The sequence below is a fragment of the Paraburkholderia sp. GAS33 genome, from assembly GCF_050436645.1.
Taxonomy (GTDB): domain Bacteria; phylum Pseudomonadota; class Gammaproteobacteria; order Burkholderiales; family Burkholderiaceae; genus Paraburkholderia; species Paraburkholderia phenazinium_B.
The window spans coordinates 280,489-296,849 of sequence record NZ_JBNDMP010000009.1 but is presented as its reverse complement, the minus strand read 5'-3'; the positions used below and the strand labels follow the sequence as shown (position 1 = coordinate 296,849).

Here is a 16,361-nt window from a genome sequence, read left to right as displayed (position 1 = left end):
AGACATAAGGGGTTAACTCTAATTCAAGGCGCTGTATCGGAACGAGAGCGGCCTGGCAAACGCGAGTGCTTCCAGGCACGCTCCCGAAGTCGATACAGCTTTCGGAGTAAGGAACAAATGCACACTGAGCTTAACCACGTGATGCCTTGGCGGATTGAGGACATCGACCTCAGCCGGATTGACCGGCAGCGGGCCGTGGCCAACGAAGATCTGCTGCTTCTGTTGTGCGCGTCTTCGTTTATCGAAAGTGGTACAGATCTCTATACAAGTAACCTGAGTACCTTCTTCAACGGCGATCCTGAAGTGTCGGCGTGGCTCAATAACGAGTGGGAGCCGGAAGAAATGCAGCACGGCCGCGCACTGAAGACCTATATCGCATACGTGTGGCCGGAATTCGACTGGGACACGGCCTTCCGTAATTTCTTCGAGGAGTACTCGAAAACCTGTTCCGTCGAAGACTTCGAGAAGACGCGCGCGCTCGAAATGGTTGCACGCTGCGTGGTTGAAACCGGTACGGCGACGCTGTATCGCGCGATTGGCGAATGCTCGGATGAACCAGTGCTCAAGGAGATCACCGACCTTATTCGCACTGACGAAGTCCGTCACTACAAGCACTTCTTCAAGTTTTTCAAGAAGTACAACAAGATCGAAGGCAACGGTCGTCTCGCTGTGCTCGGTGCGCTGATGCGCCGTGTGCTGGAGATCAAGAACGAAGACTCGGAGATCGCGCTACGCCACGTGTTTGCGGTCCGCTATCCGGAACGCGTGAACGATTCGGGCTATAACCGCGAACGTGCGGCACGCATCAATGCGCTCGTGCGCCGTAATCTGTCGGCCGACATGTGCGTGAAGATGCTGCTGAAGCCGCTCGATCTGCCCGCGCGGATTCAACCCGGCGTTCACTATCCGCTCGCGAAGATCACCCAGCATGTATTCTTCCGTTGAGGATCGAGGCTGGGAAGGTGGCGCGGCTCGCTCGTCGAGGCCTGCGTAACCATCTGAAGTAATAAACGAGAGTAGAACGAAATGGCCCGCCTGCGCGGGCCATTCGTCTTTGCAGGGCGGCCATTTCGATTCACGACGAATGATCAACCGGAGTCCGGCGATGACCGATTCTGTATCCAGACACCCACTCGAACAAACCGCGTTCGACGAATGGCCGGCGGCGGTGCGGGCGTTGTTCGATGGCACATCGCTCGCGGGCAAGATTGGTTTTACAGCGTCGTTGTTGACCGCAGACGCGAATGGCCACGTACGGACCTCACTGCTGGGTGTGGGCGAGTTGTACGCACCCGACGCCCGTACCTTGTGCCTCGCGTTATGGCCGCAATCGCGGGCCGCGGGCGTGCTGGCACGCGGCGGCCGTGCGGCGCTGACGTTTGTCTACGAGGCGGTGTTTTATCAGGTGCAGTTGCGGTTCGAGGCATTGCAGCCGGTGGCCGGCGATGCGAGCGGCCTCGCGTACTTCATCGGCTCGATCGATACCGGTGAGGCGCAACGGGTGCCGTATGCACGCCTGACGGGCGGCATTACGTTCGAACTGGAAGAGGGGGGAGCGGCGGTGCTCGATCGCTGGGAACAGCAGATCGAGCACCTGAAGCAGGCTGCCGCGGTGCGCGGGCCTTGAACAGCGTCAGAGTGGCTTAACGCCCGCGCTGGCCGCCGTTACGCGGCGGTTGCGAGCCACTGCGCGGCGCGCTGCCGCGCGGCTTGGCGCCGCCCAGCAATGCGCCAGGATTGCCACCTTGCGGCTTGGCTTGCGCCTGCGGCTTGCTGCGCGGCGCATGTGTCGCACCGGCGCCGTCATGCGTAGCAGCTGCCGGCTTACCGTGATGACGCGTGGTTTCGTGGCGCGGGTTGTCCTTGCGCACCTGCGGTTGCGTGGGCGAGCCAGCCGGCTTGGCGGCTTGCGGTTTCGCTCCCTGCGGCTTCGGCTGTTGCTGTCCACCGGCTGCGCGCTGTCCCGAACGTTGCGACGCCGGCTTGGCCGCGCCGCCATCGCGCCGGGCGCCGTCGCCGCGAGGCGCGCCCTGGCCCTGACGCGGTTGACGGCCACCGCCACCGCCGCCGCCCTGACCACGACGCAGGATCGGCTCCGGCTTGGCCGTCGGATCTGGCTCGAACCCGGCGATCACTTCTTGCGGCACGGCGCGCTTGATCAGCTTCTCGATGTCCTTGAGCAGTTGCAGTTCATCGACGCACACCAGCGACACCGCTTCGCCCGATGCCCCGGCCCGGCCCGTACGGCCGATGCGGTGCACATAGTCTTCCGGCACGTTCGGCAGATCGTAGTTGACCACGTGCGGCAACTGGTCGATGTCGATGCCACGTGCGGCGATATCGGTCGCCACCAGCACCTGCAGCGTGTTGGTCTTGAACTCGGCAAGCGCGCGGGTACGAGCCGACTGGCTCTTGTTGCCGTGAATCGCAAGCGCGCTGATACCGTCCTTGGTCAACTGCTCAGCCAGACGATTGGCGCCGTGCTTGGTACGTGTGAACACCAGCACCTGAAACCAGTTGTGTTCCTTGATCAGGTGCGTGAGCAACTCGCGCTTCTTGTCGCGATCCACCGGGTGAATCTTCTGCGCCACGAGCTCGGCCGTCGTGTTGCGGCGCGCGACTTCGATCAGCGCCGGCGAATTCAGCAGGTTGTCGGCGAGCGTCTTGATCTCGTCCGAAAAGGTCGCGGAGAACAGCAGGTTCTGGCGCTTCGGCGGCAGCTTGGCGAGCACACGCTTGATGTCGTGGATGAAGCCCATGTCGAGCATACGGTCGGCTTCGTCGAGGACGAGGATCTCGAGATGCGACAGATCGATGGTCTTCTGCTGCATATGATCGAGCAGACGCCCAGGCGTGGCCACCACGATATCGATACCGCGACGCAGCGCGTCGATCTGCGGATTGATGCCGACGCCGCCGAACATCACCGTCGACTTCAGCTTCAGGTACTTGCCATACGCACGCACGCTTTCTTCGACCTGCGCGGCGAGCTCACGCGTCGGCGTGAGGATCAGCGCACGAATCACGCGCTTGCCTGCAGCCGTGGTGACCGGCGGCATGGTGTTCAGACGTTGCAGGATCGGCAGCGTGAAGCCGGCCGTCTTGCCGGTGCCGGTCTGCGCGCCGGCAAGCAGGTCGCCGCCGTTGAGCACGGCCGGGATGGCCTGCAACTGGATCGGAGTAGGAATGGTGTAGCCGAGTTCGTGAACAGCACGGACCAGCGGTTCGGACAGGCCGAGGGAATCAAAAGACATAAAAGCTCTTTGCAATGCAGTATCGCGAACGGCGAATGCGCGGCCAAAAGGCGCGCTTCGAGGCCAAAGCCCAGATCCGGTCGCAGGGAAATCGGCGGCACACGCCAGCGTGTGCCGAATGCTTCAACGCGCTATCAAGACACGTTGACTGGCTTTAAGTTGCACTTCGCCGCCGTGGGGTGTCACGCGACGTAGCGCGCAACACTGACGAATTGACACAGACTGCCCGCCAGTACGAACAGGTGCCAGATACCATGTCCGTGCCGGATGCGCTCGTCGTTGATGAAGAAGTAGATGCCGACGCTGTAGATGATCCCGCCGGCCACGAGCCATGCGGTGCCCGCAGCCGGTAATGCTTCGACCAGCGGACGAATGGCAACGAGCGCGAGCCATCCCATCAAGACATACAGCACCATCGATACGCTACGGGTGCGTCGCCCGAGCGTGAGTTCCTGCACGATACCGAGGGCCGCAAGGCCCCAGCTCACCCCGAACAGGGACCAGCCCCACGGTCCACGCAGCGTAACCAGCGTGAACGGCGTGTAGCTGCCGGCGATCAGCAGGTAGATCGCCGAATGATCGCATTTCTGCAGGACCGCCTTGAAGCGCGGATTGCGCACGCTGTGGTACAGGGTGGAGATAGCATACAGCACCAGCAGCATGGCGCCATAAACGCTGAAGCTGACGACCTTGTACGCGTCGCCCTGCAGCGCGCCCATCGTGACGAGCGTAGCCAGTCCCGCCACCGACAATACAGCGCCGACGAGGTGGGTAATGCTGTTGAAACGCTCACCGACATGCACGACATCTTCTCCTGCTGGGTTCAATACGCCATTGTGCACGTACTGGCTAACCCTGGTCCTAAAAAACGAAGGGCGCGGCCGCGGTTTCCCGCCAGCCGCGCCCTCCTTGTCTCGTGCGCCGCCTAGTCGAGCGGCGCTGAGCGCAGATCCGACACCTGTTGCGGCGACACCGCCGTACCGTGGTTACCCCACGACATACGGATATAGGTGACCACAGCAGCGACTTCCTGATTCGACAGCGACTGCGCGAACGGCGGCATGCCATACGGCTTCGGATTGCCCTCCGTGCTCGGCGGGAAGCCGCCGTTCAGTACCATGCGGATCGGGTTCACAGCCGACGGCATCTGGATTGACTGGTTGTTGGCAAGCGGCGGGAAATTCGGCGGTTGGCCGAGACCGTTTGCCTCGTGGCACTTCGCGCAGTTGTCCGTATATACCTTCTGACCTTGCTGCAGCAGTTGCGTGCCGAACTGAGCCGAAGTTTCCAGCTGCAGGTTTTCCGGCGCTTCGCTCTTCTGCGGGATGGTCTTCAGATACGTCGACATCGCCTGGATGTCCTCGTCCGACATGTATTGCAAGCTGTTGTGAACCACTTCAGCCATCGGGCCGAACACCGCGCCGCGTTGCGACACGCCGTTCTTCAGCAGCGCCTGGATGTCCTTGATGTCCCAGTCGCCCAGACCCGCTTCCTTGTTCGACGTCAGCGACGGTGCGTACCAGTTCTGCAGCGGAATCAGGCCGCCCGCAAAGGCTGCCGAATTGACCGGGCCGCCCATGGCGTTGATCGAGGTGTGGCACATGCCACAGTGGCCGAGGCCTTCGATCAGGTAAGCGCCGCGGTTCCATTCGACCGACTTGGTCGGATCCGGCTTGTACTCGCCTTCACGGAAGAACAGCGTGCGCCAGCCAATCAGCAGGTTGCGGTTGTTGAACGGGAATTTCAGTTCGTGCGGACGGCTCGGCACGTTGACCGGCGGAACCGAGCGCAGGAAGGCGTAGATCGCGTCCGAGTCGGCGCGCGACACCTTCGTGTAGCTCGTGAACGGGAAGCCCGGGTACAGCAGGCTGCCGTCCTTCGAACGGCCCGTGTGCATGGCGCGGTAGAAGTCGTCCTGGCTCCACTTGCCGATGCCGTACTGGTCGTCAGGCGTGATGTTCGGCGTGAACATCGTGCCGAACGGCGTGGCCATGGGCAGGCCACCGGCGAATTCCTTGCCGCCGCGCACCGTGTGGCAGGCAATACAGTCGCCGGCGCGGGCGAGGTACTCGCCCTTCTTGATCAGTTCCGCCTGGTCGGCCGGTGTGGCGGCCATGGCGGTGCCGTTGTGCAGGTTGTCGCCGCCCGACCACAGGACGGGAACGAGGGCAGCGGCCGCAGCCACGACAACTGCCGAAAGGGCGAACAAAGACTTGCGTTTCATTTGATTGTCTCTCCCGGTGCCTTATTGCGGTTCGCTGCCGCAGGCAAGCGGAGTCTTCATCGAGCGGGCCGGAGCCGGCACGGGGTTTTGCGGAGCCGTCTGCGTGGACAACCATGAAGCGACGGCATTCACGTCATCATCGGTCAAGCGGGTAGCAATCTCGTGCATGCAGTCAGGCGCAATGGCATGACGCGAACCGGAACGCCAGCCGCCCAGCTGCGCGCTGATGTAATCAGCATGCAGACCAACAAGACCCGGGATAGCCGGCTGCATACCGGTCAGCGCCTTGCCATGACAGGCGGCGCAAGCCGGAATCTGCCGCGATGCGTCGCCGTGCAGCACGATGTCCTGGCCGCGCGCCAGCGTATCCGACGACACCGTGGGCTTGCCCGGCGGCGGGTACGGCGGCCGTTGCTGCGAGAAGTACGTCGCGATCTGATGAAGGTAGTCGTCCGAGAGGTACGTGACGAGGTAGTTCATGGGCGGATACTTGCGGCGCCCTTCGCGGAAATTCTGCAGCTGGTTGAACAGATAGTCAGCCGGCTTGCCCGCGAGGCGTGGGAAGTAGTCGTTGTCCGTGCCCTGACCGTGTGTGCCGTGGCATGCCGCGCAGGCCTGCACGCGCGCTTCCATCGTGTCCGGGGTCGTCGGTTGAGTCTGCGCTTTCGCAGCGCTATAGACGCCTGCAGCGCCGATCAGCAGAAGGGCAAGCAGCGGGCGGAAAATGCGTCTTGAAGACACGCGTAACTCCATCAGATTCGGGGACCCGACCGGGCTTCGGACGGCTCGGCTTGGGGGCAGTGGGGCTGCGGCGACGCAGCATTCTATCATCGATGGGTAATGGTGACTATTTGGCACGGGCGAGCCCCGTTCCTCCTTGTAAAAGCCGTTAAGACAGTTTGACATAGTGTGCGTTTTGGCTATATCTAACCTGCTTTTCTGGATCGGTTGCCGCGTCCTTTACTGGTGCTTTCGCTGCGCGAGCGTGTAACCAGGTTGAACCCACACGCATGCAGACCATCGAAGCGTACACTCCCGGGGCGCCGCTGTCTTGCTGCGGCGCGTGCAACCCTTCCCTCTGTATTTTCCACAAGCCATTCGCCTTTCATGAAGCTATCCGATTTCTCCCGCCCTGCCCTCGACGGCCTCCCCACCCACGACACTGACGCGTTTACGGCCAAATGAGAGTAGACGGATTGTGGATCGGGCAGGTCGCCATGGCCGCGCTCATGAACGTCGCGTTTGCGTTTGCAGTCGGTTCAGCGTTGCTCGGCGCGTGGCTTGCAAAGGATGCCCAGGCCAAAGTTTCGCCGGCGCGGCCGGCCTGGTTGCGTGCGCAGCGCTCGATGCTGACGGCGTGTGTCGTGCTGGTCCTCGCCGACCTCGGCTGGTTGTTGTACCAGTCCGCGGCGATGAGCGGCAGTGCGTTGCCGCAGGCCTTCAGCGTCATCCCAACCGTGCTTTCGCAGACGCACATCGGCTATGCGTGGAGCGTTGCGTTTATCGGCGCGCTGGTGCTGCTGCTGACCGCGATGTCGTCGCACGCGAGCACGCTGCGTAATGCGCTGCTGTGGCTCGCGGTGATTGCGATCGCCGCCGGCAAGGCGTCGCTCGGGCATGCGGCCGATGCCGGTCCGGCGTCCGCGGCCATCGGCGTGCATACGTTGCATGTGCTTGCCACCAGCGTATGGGGCGGACTGGTCGTGACGGCTGGCCTCGCGGTGTTGCCGGCGTTGGGCACTTCGACCGCGCGCGGTATGTTGATCCGTACCGCTATGCAGATCTCGAACGTGTCGCTGGTTGCGGTCGCGTTCGTGCTGCTGACGGGGATCTTCAATACCGTGCGGGGCTCGGGTGGATCGTTCGAGGCAATCGAGATCAGCACATGGGGACACGTACTGACGCTCAAGCTGGCGCTGGTTGCTCTGGCGCTCGTGCTCGGCGGCCTGAACCGCTTCCTGGCCCTGCCGCGGCTGCGCCGCACCGCGTCGACGATGGACGCTCACACCTTCACCAACGTGCTTTACCTCGAAGCGTTGGCAATGATCGGCGTGTTCATTGCGGCCGCTGCGTTGTCGAACAGCGTGCCGGCCTTCGTCCCGCTCGGCTGAGCGGTCGCTCGGAGGGCGCGAAGTACTCGTCCACGGTGGGCGCCACGTAAAAAAACGCCGCACAGCAAGCCTGTGCGGCGTGAACACACGCGGTCGCCCGGCAGGAGCCGGTTGCCCCGGTACTGCCCGTTAAGCGGCGAGCGCTTTCGGCACTCGCTCCAGCATGGTTTCAGGGAACATCTCCTGACGCAGTTCGCCGTCGTCGTCGAACCACTGGCAGATCAGCCACGTGCCCGGTGCAAATACGACCGGCCCCACCCACGTGGCGGTCATCGGACGGCCCCCCGATTTGAGCGTCAGCACATCGCCGCCGCGGTACGTCGTTCGTTTTGGTAGAAACATCGCTTTCATCACTTCGGTCTTCCAATCAGTTCGTTGCGTCGGCTGCTTCGGGCGGTGCGGGCGTTTAGTCGTCCGCGGATTTGGCCCGTTTCATTTTTGAATCGGCGCGACTTATTCGTAGCCCAGCTTGTGACCGAGGATCGGCGCGCAGAACAGCGCGATCGCGCAGCCACTCGCCTTGCCTTCGAGCTCGGCGCCGGCGGCATGCGAGCCATAGAGTTGGGTCAGCAAATCGAACAGTTGCGGCGCGCAGTAAATGACCGCTGCAGCGATGAAACACTTCTCCACCGTCGAGATGCGCCAGCCGCGTTGGAATGCCATGACCGCACCGATTACCCGCAGTACGCCGAACACCACCAGCGCACCCACGGCTGCTTGTTCGCGGATCAAATAGTCAGGAAGAAATTCGCCCATGATTGCCCTCTCGCATCGTCTTTGACTGCTAAAAAGCAAGGAGTGGGCCAAGCGGGAAATGCAGTTGCGGCGGGAGAGCTGAAAGCCTTTACCGGAAAGGCTTTCAGGCGAGTCGGTGGGATGCGCGGAGGTGCGTGGAAGGCGCTTTTAAAGCGATTCGGTCCGGGATGTTACGTAACTGAGACTCTTGCGTTCGCTAGCGCACGTAACGTCGCCGGAGGTGTCTCATCCGCCTAGCGGATCCGTTCGATGCGGCCGACCAGAAACAGATACGACAGCGCGCCCACCACGCCGACCGCGCTCATGAAAACGAGCGCCGGCGCGAAGTCGTTGCCCTTGACGAGCAGGCCGATTACGATCGGCACGCAGATCGACGACAGGTTGCCCATCAGGTTGAACATGCCGCCGGTGAGTCCGAGCAGTTCTTTTTTCGCCATGGATGAGACAAGCACCCAGGTGATCGACGAAAAGCCGCTGCCGAAAAAAGCGATGGCCATGAAGAGGATGACCATCGAGGGACTGTCGACAAAGTTCGCGCCGACAATCGCCGTGGACAACAGCAAGCCCGTGACGATGGGCACCTTGCGCGAGACCGTAGCCGAGACGCCGCGGCGGATCATGGTGTCGGAGATCAGGCCGGAGGCCAGAATGCCGACGAAGGCGGCGAGAAACGGCACGGCGGCCATGAAGCCGGCCTTGAGAAAGTCCATGTGGCGGTATTTGACGAGGTAGGTGGGAAACCACGTCAGGAAGAACCACAGCGTCGAAGTCACGGCGATCTGGCCGATATAGATGCCCCAGAGTTTGCGGTTACCGAGCACGGCACGCCAGTCGGCCGAGTTGTATCGTGCGCGAGACACGCGGGCGCTGCTGAGTTCGACGAGGCCGCCGCCGCGACGGATCGTGTCGAGTTCCGCCTCGTTGATCCCGGCTGCTTCGGACGGCTCGCGATAGAGCGTGTACCAGACGAGCGCCCACGCCACGCCGATGAGCCCCGTCAGGATGAACACGCCATGCCAGCCGAAGTGCTGTTGGGTCAGGACGAGCGCGGGCGTCAGGAAGGCGAGGCCGACATACTGGCCGGAGGTGTAGACGGCAATGGCGCGGGCGCGCTCGCTGTCGGGGAACCAGGTGGTGACGATGCGGTTGAGCGTCGGATAGGCCGGCGCCTCGAGCACGCCGAGCAGCACTCGCAGCGACAGCAGCAGCGCAAAGGCGCTGGCAAAGCCCTGCAGGACGGTGGCGATCGACCACAGTCCGATGATCAGCGCCATCATCAGCCGGGGCCTCGCGCGGTCCACCAGCATGCCGCCGGGAATCTGCAGCAAGGCGTACGACCAGCCGAAGGCCGAGAACACCAGCCCCATGTGAGCCGGATCGAGCTGCAGATCCTGCGCGATGGCGGTGGCCGCGATCGACAGGTTGCTGCGGTCCAGATAGGTAATGACGACGGTGATGAACAGCATGACCAGCAGGCGGTGGCGTTTGCCGGTCGCCTGGGTTTCGAATGTGGATGTCTCCACCACGACTCCTTTTTACAGTGGCCTGTTTATGGTTCGTGCTTCAGATCTCGCCTGAAGCAAAAACGCCGCCCGCAGGCGGCGTTTCATCGGATCAGCGGCTTACCATTCGGCGACGCTGCCGTCCGTATGACGCCACACCGGATTGCGCCAGCGGTGACCGACCTTCGCCATCTCGCGGACCTTCTCCTCGTTGACCTCGATACCGAGCCCCGGGCCTTGCGGAATCGACACGAAGCCGTCTTCGTATTTGAAGACCTCGGGATTCTTGATGTAGTCGAGCAGGTCGTTGCCCTGGTTGTAGTGGATGCCCAGGCTCTGTTCCTGGATGAACGCGTTATAGCTGACCGCGTCGATCTGCAGGCAGGTGGCAAGCGCGATCGGGCCAAGCGGGCAGTGCAGCGCGAGCGCGACGTCATACGCTTCGGCCATCGACGCAATCTTGCGGCACTCGGTGATACCGCCCGCGTGCGAGGCGTCCGGCTGGATAATGTCGACGTAACCGCCCGCCAGAATGTGCTTGAAGTCCCAACGCGAGTAGAGACGCTCGCCGAGTGCGATCGGCGTGTTGGTCTGGTTGACGATGTCGCGCAATGCCTCGGCATTCTCCGACAGCACCGGCTCTTCGATGAACAGCAGCTTGTACGGGTCGAGCTCTTTGGCGAGCACCTTCGCCATTGGTTTGTGCACGCGGCCATGGAAGTCCACGCCGATGCCGATGTTCGGACCCACCGCCTCCCGCACTGCCGCGACGTTGTTGATGACGCCCAGCACCTTGTCGAAGGTGTCGATGATCTGCAGCTCTTCCGAACCGTTCATCTTCACGGCCTTGAAGCCGCGTTCGACTACGGCGCGCGCGTTGTTGGCGACGTCGCTCGGACGGTCGCCGCCGATCCACGAGTACACCTTGATCCTGTCGCGCACCTGGCCGCCGAGCAGCGCATGAACCGGTACGCCGTGGTGCTTGCCCTTGATGTCCCACAGCGCCTGGTCGACGCCGGCGATCGCGCTCATCGTGATCGGGCCGCCGCGGTAGAAGCCCGCGCGGTACATCACTTGCCAGTGGTCTTCGATCAGCAGCGGGTCTTTGCCGATCAGATAGTCCGACAGTTCTTCGACCGCAGCCGCGACGGTATGCGCGCGGCCTTCGACGACCGGTTCGCCCCAGCCGACGATGCCCTCATCCGTTTCGATCTTGAGGAAGCACCAGCGCGGCGGGACGATGAAGGTTTCGAGCTTGGTGATTTTCATGGTGAGCGTCTCCTGGTGGCGGCCTGGCTGCACGGGTTGTCTGCAAACGAGGCCCGTCATGGGCTGGCGAATACCGGTGGGCGCTGCTTGCTGAGGCGCACGCGTCCATCGGCGCGATATCTGAGGAGTCACATCCTACAACAAAATCGCCTTTAAGTACTATTAATAGTACTATTGACGCCAAGCATACGGTCGCCGGGCGCGCTGGATTTACCGTTGGGATGCCGGATAATCGCGTTCGTTCCAAACATAAAGAGCGCCGGAAGACGGCGGGGAGAGCACCTATCCAACACGATCTGCACGGGCGTGTCGCCCAACAACTGGCCACCGCCATTCTGCGCGGCGACTATGCGCCGGAAACCATCCTGCCGCGCGAAGCCGAGTTGATGGAGACATTCGGCGTGAGCCGCACGGTGCTGCGCGAAGCGCTGCGCACGCTGACGTCCAAAGGGCTGATCGAGTCGCGTCCGCGGGTCGGCACGCGGGTGCGGCCGCGGCATGCGTGGAATCTGCTGGATGTCGACGTGCTCGACTGGTATTCGCGCGTCGCGGAGCCGATGACGTTCGCGCTCAAGCTGCAGGAAATGCGCGAGATGATCGAGCCTTATGCCGCAGCGTTGGCCGCCGCTTCGCACAGTCCGGAGACTTTCGATGCACTCGAAACGGCGCATGCGGCGATGGTGGCCGCGCGTAACGTCGATGAATGGGTGCGGGCCGATCTGCGCTTTCATATCAGCGTGCTGGCCGCGTGCAGCAACGAATTGCTGATTCCGCTGGGCACGCTGATCGAGCGCACGCTGGAAGCGCAGTTGCGACTGAATGCGAAGCGGGCGGAGGTCTATAACGCCTCGTTAGCTGAACATACTGCCGTGTTCGAAGCGATCCGCGCGCGTGATGCCATAGCAGCGCAGCTGGCCATGGCGGGTTTGCTCGGCGTGACGCGGCGGCGGATCGAAGGCTGAGCGGCGAGTCGCTGATCCTTCGTGGCTGCGGGCGCGCGTCGATCAGCGCGGGGCCGACCCTCCGAAACCGCGGGCTCGCGTCAATCCATCGCCGCGTGCGCCACCGTCGCATCCGGCACCTTGCGCGCCGGCCGAATCAGCAGCAACAGCGGAACGACCAGCAGCGTCGCCACGAACATCAGCTTGAAATCGTTCAGATACGCGATCATCGCCGCTTGCTGCGTGATTGAAACGTTCATCGCCGCGAGGTCGTACGCCGATCCGCTTTCGAGCATCGGTCGCATGAGTGGATTGAAGAGGTTGACGTTCGCGGCGAGATCCGAATGCGCGACTTGCGTGCCGCGCGTCATTAACGTCTGCACGATCGAAATGCCGATACTGCTGCCGATATTGCGCATCAGGCTATACGTGGCTGTGCCATCTGCGCGCAGCTGTGGCGTGAGAGTGGAAAACGTCAGCGCGCTCAGCGGCACGAAGACGAGGCCGAGCCCGAATCCCTGAATGACGCCCGGCCATACGATATCCGACGCGGAGAGCACGATCGTGTAGTGCATCATCTGCCACAGCGCGAACGCAGAAATAAGGAATCCTGAGAGCAGTAGCAGGCGTGCGTCGATCCGTTTGAGCAGGCGCCCCGCGAACAGCATGGCGATCATCGTGCCAGCGCCGCTTGGCGCCGTGACCAGGCCGGTCGTCGCGACCGGATAGTTCATGAGCGTCTGCAACATCGGCGGCAGCAGCGCGCGCGTGGCATACATCACCGCGCCGATCACGAAGATAAAGAACGTGCCAGTGGCGAAATTGGGGTCTTTCAGTAACTCGGACTTGAAGAACGATGTTTTGCCGACTGTCGCCGTGTGCACCAGAAAGAACGCAAAACTGATGGACGCAAGCAACGCCTCAGTGACGATTTCATTCGAGCCGAACCAGTCGAGTTGCTCGCCCCGATCGAGCATCGCCTGCAGTGCACCGATCGCAAGCGCGAGTGTCGCGAAGCCGAAGGCGTCGAACTTCACGTCATGGCGGGGTTCCTTGCTCGGCAGAAACGTCAGGACGCCGAACAGCGCGAAAGCGCCGATCGGCAGGTTGATGAAGAAAACCCAGCGCCAGTTATAGCTGTCGGTCAGCCAACCGCCGAGCGTCGGCCCGAGAATCGGACCGACCATCACGCCCATGCCCCACACCGCCATCGCCTGACCTTGCTTCTCGCGCGGATTGATGTCGAGCAGGATCGACTGCGACAGCGGCACCAGCGACGCCCCGAAAATGCCTTGTAGCAGGCGCGAGGCGACGATCTCGGTCAGCGTTTCCGACATGCCGCACAACGCGGAGGCGATCGTGAAGCCCGCGATAGAAAAGGCCAGCAGCCGTTTGACGCTGAACCGGTCGGACAGCCAGCCGGTCAGCGGCGTGGCAATGGCGGCGGCGACGATGTACGAGGTCAGCACCCACGTGATTTCGTCCTGCGAGGCGGACAGCGTGCCCTGCATGTGCGGTAGCGCCACGTTGGCAATGGTGCTGTCGAGCGTCTGCATCAGGGTGGCGAGCATGATCGAGACGGTGATCATGGGCCGGTTAAGCGCGGCGGTACTGCTCCCTGACGAGGTTTCTGCAGACATGGACGGACGATTGGGCTACGCGGAGAAAGATAGTAAGCATGCTTAGTATAATGGAGCACACACTACGCGACTACCAGGAACAGTACGAGGACGGCCGTCTATAGCCCGGTACCGGACTGCTGTTCGCCGCCCGTTTAGCTCCTGCTTTCGTATAATCGCGCGATGGAAAAAGCCCAATTCGAAGAGCGTTTCGGCTTCTTGATTTCGGACGTTGGCCGCCTGTGCGGCAAGCGCTTCGACGACCTCGCCAAGTCGACTGTCGATCTGACCCGCGCGCAAGCCCGCGCCCTCGCGTATCTCGCGCACTATGGCGACGTCAACCAGGCGCGCCTCGCGGATCTGCTCGAAGTCGCGCCGATCTCAGCCGGACGCCTGCTGGACCGCATGGAAGAGGGTGGCTGGATTCAGCGTTGGAGCAATCCCGAGGATCGCCGCGAGCGTCAGGTACGGATGACGCCCAAGGCGGAGCGGGCGCTCGGCAAGGCTCGCAAGGTGGGCGACGAAGTGGCGGCGGAGGGCCTGAGCGGCTTCAGCGATGAGGAGGCCAGACAGCTTATCGCGCTGCTGCAGCGGGTGCGCGGCAATCTCAGCCGGATCGTGGACCGGTAGGCGAGCATTGAAAGACGCCCTTGATTCCATCAGGCGCTCGCGATCCGGATCCAGACCGGAGTCGCCACGTTAATTCCAGAGTTTCCGTGGCGCCGGCTGCCAGCGCGAAGGTGCCGGCGCTGCGATAGTCGTGGCGTGGTGAGGGCTCGCCAGACGCTTCGCCAATAACGTATCGATGGTCGACTCAAGCGTATTCAGTTCAACTGGCTTTGGAAGAAACACAGTCCATAACGCCGATTTTTCCGCGGGTGGAGTCTGCCCCGACGACATCACAACCGGAATCTGGGCGAGCGCCGGATAAAACTTTAGCCGTCGGCACAGTTCGACGCCATCCGTGCCCGGCATGTTCCAGTCTGTCACGATCAAATCGGGGAGGCATCGGCTCGCCTTGTCCAGCGCCGCTTTGCCGTCCTCCGCGAGGATCACGTGGTGGCCGTGTCCCTCGAGCGCCAGTTGAAGCAGCCAGAGCGAATCGACGTCATCGTCGACGAGGAGGATGGTAGACATAGGTCGAAAAAGTCAGGAGTCTTCTGCTTTTTCCGCAACAACCATGCCGCCCGGGCGGCGCCTAGGTTGCCGGGCGATCCCCGCCTGCTTCTGCGACGAGGCGCGTCAGCTGGTCCATCGATACGGGCTTGGTCACGTGTGCGTCAAAGCCCGCTTCGGCGGCTTTTTTCTTGTCCGCGTCGCCGGCGTATCCGGTGAGCGCGATCAGCCGCGTGTTCGCTAACGCCGGGTTGCTGCGCAGCAGCTGCACGAGATGCATGCCGCTCATGTCCGGCATGGAGACGTCGATCAAAGCCACGTCGGGGATAAACGTTTCAACCACGGCCAATGCGTCCGCGCCGCTGTACGCGGTGCGGACGCCGTGCCCGTCCAGCTCGAGCAGCATGGCCAGGGCGTCGATTGCGTCTGCCTGGTCGTCAACGAGAAGGATCTGTTTTGCTTGCGCCATGTATTAAGGTCTGGTTCTCATGAAATGGCTTAGCGCCAAAGCTTTTGCATCAATGCAAGGAGCGCCACCGGGGCCGTGCCCTTGCGGCAGTAGCCATCGAAGTTGTGGCGCGCTTTTCCCGTTTCGCGGACATGGTCGTCGTCAAGCGAGGTAAAAGCCACGATCCCGAGGTTGGTCGTCGGCAGATACGTGCGTAACGCCTCGGCGGTTTCAAAACCGTCGCGCTCCGGCATCATGATGTCGAGCACGACTACGTCGGGAACCCAGTCCTTTACGCAGCGCAACGCTTCTCCACAACCATTGGCAGTACGTGTTTCCACACCTTCGTACGACAGATAGACGGCGAGGGCCTCGGCCGCTTCAGGGTTATCGTCGACCACCAGCACACGTGGTACGGCGTTCAGGAGACGAAGCTTGCGAGCGCTCCAGGTTTGGCACGGAGAGTGGAGTTGGGACAATTTCGACCGCCTTTAAAACGTTGACTGTCGACGAGCAGCAAGCCGCATGCCACATCAAGATCGGTCACCCTTACATAACCCCTCGACCGTAGTCAGAAACATTTGCATAGGAGCGGGCTTTTGCAGGCAGGCATTCCAGGTCTGTACTTCTTCGGCATGCGGCGGCCCGGCCGAATGGACGAGAATAGGCAGATGCCCCAGCTCAGGGTGGGCTTTTAATTGACGGCACAACTCCGCACCGCCCATCAGCGGCATCATCCAGTCGGTGATCACGAGATCGGGGATGCTGACTTTCAGGTGATCGAGGGCTTCCAGACCGTTGCGCGCACAACATACCGCGTATCCTTCGTGGACCAGAATAGCCTGCCATGCGGCGAGCATGTCCGGGTCGTCATCCACAAGCAAGATTGAGTGCATTCGCGACTGCCGGTTCGTGAGCATGGGTTGGGCCGTATTAGCGCATGCAAAAGTCGTTCCATTGTTTGCGGTGCGTCATAATGGGCGAGCGATCAGTTGGCGCGAGGCTGCGAGGTCGACGGTCAACGCCCGCGCCGTAACCGGTTGCGCGATGACGGCCACGGGCGCGAAAGCCGCGCGGAAGTTGTACGGATGAGCCGCAGCGCTTACCGCCTTAACTGTTTG

18 protein-coding genes are annotated in these 16,361 nt (G+C 62.2%); 5 read left to right on the top strand and 13 right to left on the bottom strand.

Annotated features, from left to right (window positions below; translation table 11 throughout):
- Window positions 1–117 precede the first annotated feature (117 nt).
- Both P3T24_RS26395 and P3T24_RS26390 read left to right on the top strand, forming a co-directional pair.
- Window positions 118–945 carry a ferritin-like domain-containing protein gene (locus tag P3T24_RS26395; RefSeq protein ID WP_074263416.1) on the top strand — a complete coding sequence of 276 codons (828 nt, stop codon included), beginning with the start codon at window positions 118–120 and terminating at the stop codon, window positions 943–945.
- Window positions 946–1,105: 160 nt separating this feature from the next.
- A complete protein-coding gene (locus P3T24_RS26390) occupies window positions 1,106–1,627 on the top strand; it encodes a hypothetical protein (RefSeq protein WP_429439285.1) in 522 nt (173 codons plus the stop codon).
- Between the two features lie 16 nt (window positions 1,628–1,643).
- On the opposite strand, the gene P3T24_RS26385 is transcribed toward P3T24_RS26390, so the two are convergent.
- The 4 genes from P3T24_RS26385 to P3T24_RS26370 form a co-directional block, all read right to left on the bottom strand.
- Window positions 1,644–3,254 (bottom strand): DEAD/DEAH box helicase, encoded by a 1,611-nt coding sequence (locus tag P3T24_RS26385; RefSeq protein ID WP_429439283.1) that lies wholly within the window; start codon window positions 3,252–3,254, stop codon window positions 1,644–1,646.
- Window positions 3,255–3,436: 182 nt separating this feature from the next.
- Entirely contained in the window at window positions 3,437–4,057 is a 621-nt protein-coding gene (gene trhA, locus P3T24_RS26380; protein ID WP_074263419.1) for a PAQR family membrane homeostasis protein TrhA, read from the bottom strand.
- Between the two features lie 122 nt (window positions 4,058–4,179).
- A complete protein-coding gene (locus tag P3T24_RS26375) occupies window positions 4,180–5,478 on the bottom strand; it encodes a c-type cytochrome (protein ID WP_074263420.1) in 1,299 nt (432 codons plus the stop codon).
- Window positions 5,479–5,499: 21 nt separating this feature from the next.
- Complete coding sequence (locus P3T24_RS26370; RefSeq protein WP_074263421.1) at window positions 5,500–6,231, bottom strand: c-type cytochrome; 732 nt, start codon at window positions 6,229–6,231, stop codon at window positions 5,500–5,502.
- Window positions 6,232–6,659: 428 nt separating this feature from the next.
- Here P3T24_RS26370 and P3T24_RS26365 point away from each other — a divergent pair, with 428 nt between their 5' ends.
- Window positions 6,660–7,589: a CopD family protein gene (locus P3T24_RS26365; protein WP_429439280.1), complete on the top strand. Its 930-nt coding sequence runs from the start codon at window positions 6,660–6,662 to the stop codon at window positions 7,587–7,589.
- 129 nt (window positions 7,590–7,718) lie between these two features.
- On the opposite strand, the gene P3T24_RS26360 is transcribed toward P3T24_RS26365, so the two are convergent.
- The 4 genes from P3T24_RS26360 to dgoD all read right to left on the bottom strand — a co-directional run bounded on the left by P3T24_RS26360 (window position 7,719) and on the right by dgoD (window position 11,116).
- Complete coding sequence (locus P3T24_RS26360) at window positions 7,719–7,931, bottom strand: YodC family protein (RefSeq protein ID WP_074265931.1); 213 nt, start codon at window positions 7,929–7,931, stop codon at window positions 7,719–7,721.
- Window positions 7,932–8,042: 111 nt separating this feature from the next.
- Window positions 8,043–8,345, bottom strand: coding sequence for a hypothetical protein (locus P3T24_RS26355; protein ID WP_074263423.1), 303 nt, complete (start codon window positions 8,343–8,345; stop codon window positions 8,043–8,045).
- A 233-nt stretch (window positions 8,346–8,578) separates the two neighbouring features.
- Complete coding sequence (locus tag P3T24_RS26350) at window positions 8,579–9,811, bottom strand: MFS transporter (RefSeq protein WP_429439404.1); 1,233 nt, start codon at window positions 9,809–9,811, stop codon at window positions 8,579–8,581.
- Window positions 9,812–9,967: 156 nt separating this feature from the next.
- Entirely contained in the window at window positions 9,968–11,116 is a 1,149-nt protein-coding gene (gene dgoD, locus P3T24_RS26345) for a galactonate dehydratase (protein WP_429439277.1), read from the bottom strand.
- A 221-nt stretch (window positions 11,117–11,337) separates the two neighbouring features.
- Here dgoD and P3T24_RS26340 point away from each other — a divergent pair, with 221 nt between their 5' ends.
- Entirely contained in the window at window positions 11,338–12,078 is a 741-nt protein-coding gene (locus P3T24_RS26340; RefSeq protein WP_083611352.1) for a FadR/GntR family transcriptional regulator, read from the top strand.
- Window positions 12,079–12,158: 80 nt separating this feature from the next.
- Here the strand turns inward: P3T24_RS26340 and P3T24_RS26335 are convergent, their stop codons facing one another.
- Window positions 12,159–13,646, bottom strand: coding sequence for a DHA2 family efflux MFS transporter permease subunit (locus P3T24_RS26335; RefSeq protein WP_429439401.1), 1,488 nt, complete (start codon window positions 13,644–13,646; stop codon window positions 12,159–12,161).
- Window positions 13,647–13,859: 213 nt separating this feature from the next.
- On the opposite strand from P3T24_RS26335, the gene P3T24_RS26330 reads away from it, so the two are divergent.
- Window positions 13,860–14,306 (top strand): MarR family winged helix-turn-helix transcriptional regulator, encoded by a 447-nt coding sequence (locus tag P3T24_RS26330; RefSeq protein WP_429439274.1) that lies wholly within the window; start codon window positions 13,860–13,862, stop codon window positions 14,304–14,306.
- A 69-nt stretch (window positions 14,307–14,375) separates the two neighbouring features.
- Here P3T24_RS26330 and P3T24_RS26325 read toward each other — a convergent pair whose 3' ends face one another.
- The 4 genes from P3T24_RS26325 to P3T24_RS26310 all read right to left on the bottom strand — a co-directional run bounded on the left by P3T24_RS26325 (window position 14,376) and on the right by P3T24_RS26310 (window position 16,136).
- Window positions 14,376–14,813 (bottom strand): response regulator, encoded by a 438-nt coding sequence (locus P3T24_RS26325; RefSeq protein WP_074263428.1) that lies wholly within the window; start codon window positions 14,811–14,813, stop codon window positions 14,376–14,378.
- 61 nt (window positions 14,814–14,874) lie between these two features.
- The gene (locus P3T24_RS26320) at window positions 14,875–15,261 is read right to left on the bottom strand and encodes a response regulator (protein WP_429409340.1); all 387 of its coding nucleotides are present in this window, start codon (window positions 15,259–15,261) and stop codon (window positions 14,875–14,877) included.
- Window positions 15,262–15,290: 29 nt separating this feature from the next.
- Window positions 15,291–15,647: a response regulator gene (locus tag P3T24_RS26315; protein ID WP_429439272.1), complete on the bottom strand. Its 357-nt coding sequence runs from the start codon at window positions 15,645–15,647 to the stop codon at window positions 15,291–15,293.
- A 126-nt stretch (window positions 15,648–15,773) separates the two neighbouring features.
- A complete protein-coding gene (locus tag P3T24_RS26310) occupies window positions 15,774–16,136 on the bottom strand; it encodes a response regulator (protein WP_429439269.1) in 363 nt (120 codons plus the stop codon).
- Window positions 16,137–16,361 lie beyond the last annotated feature (225 nt).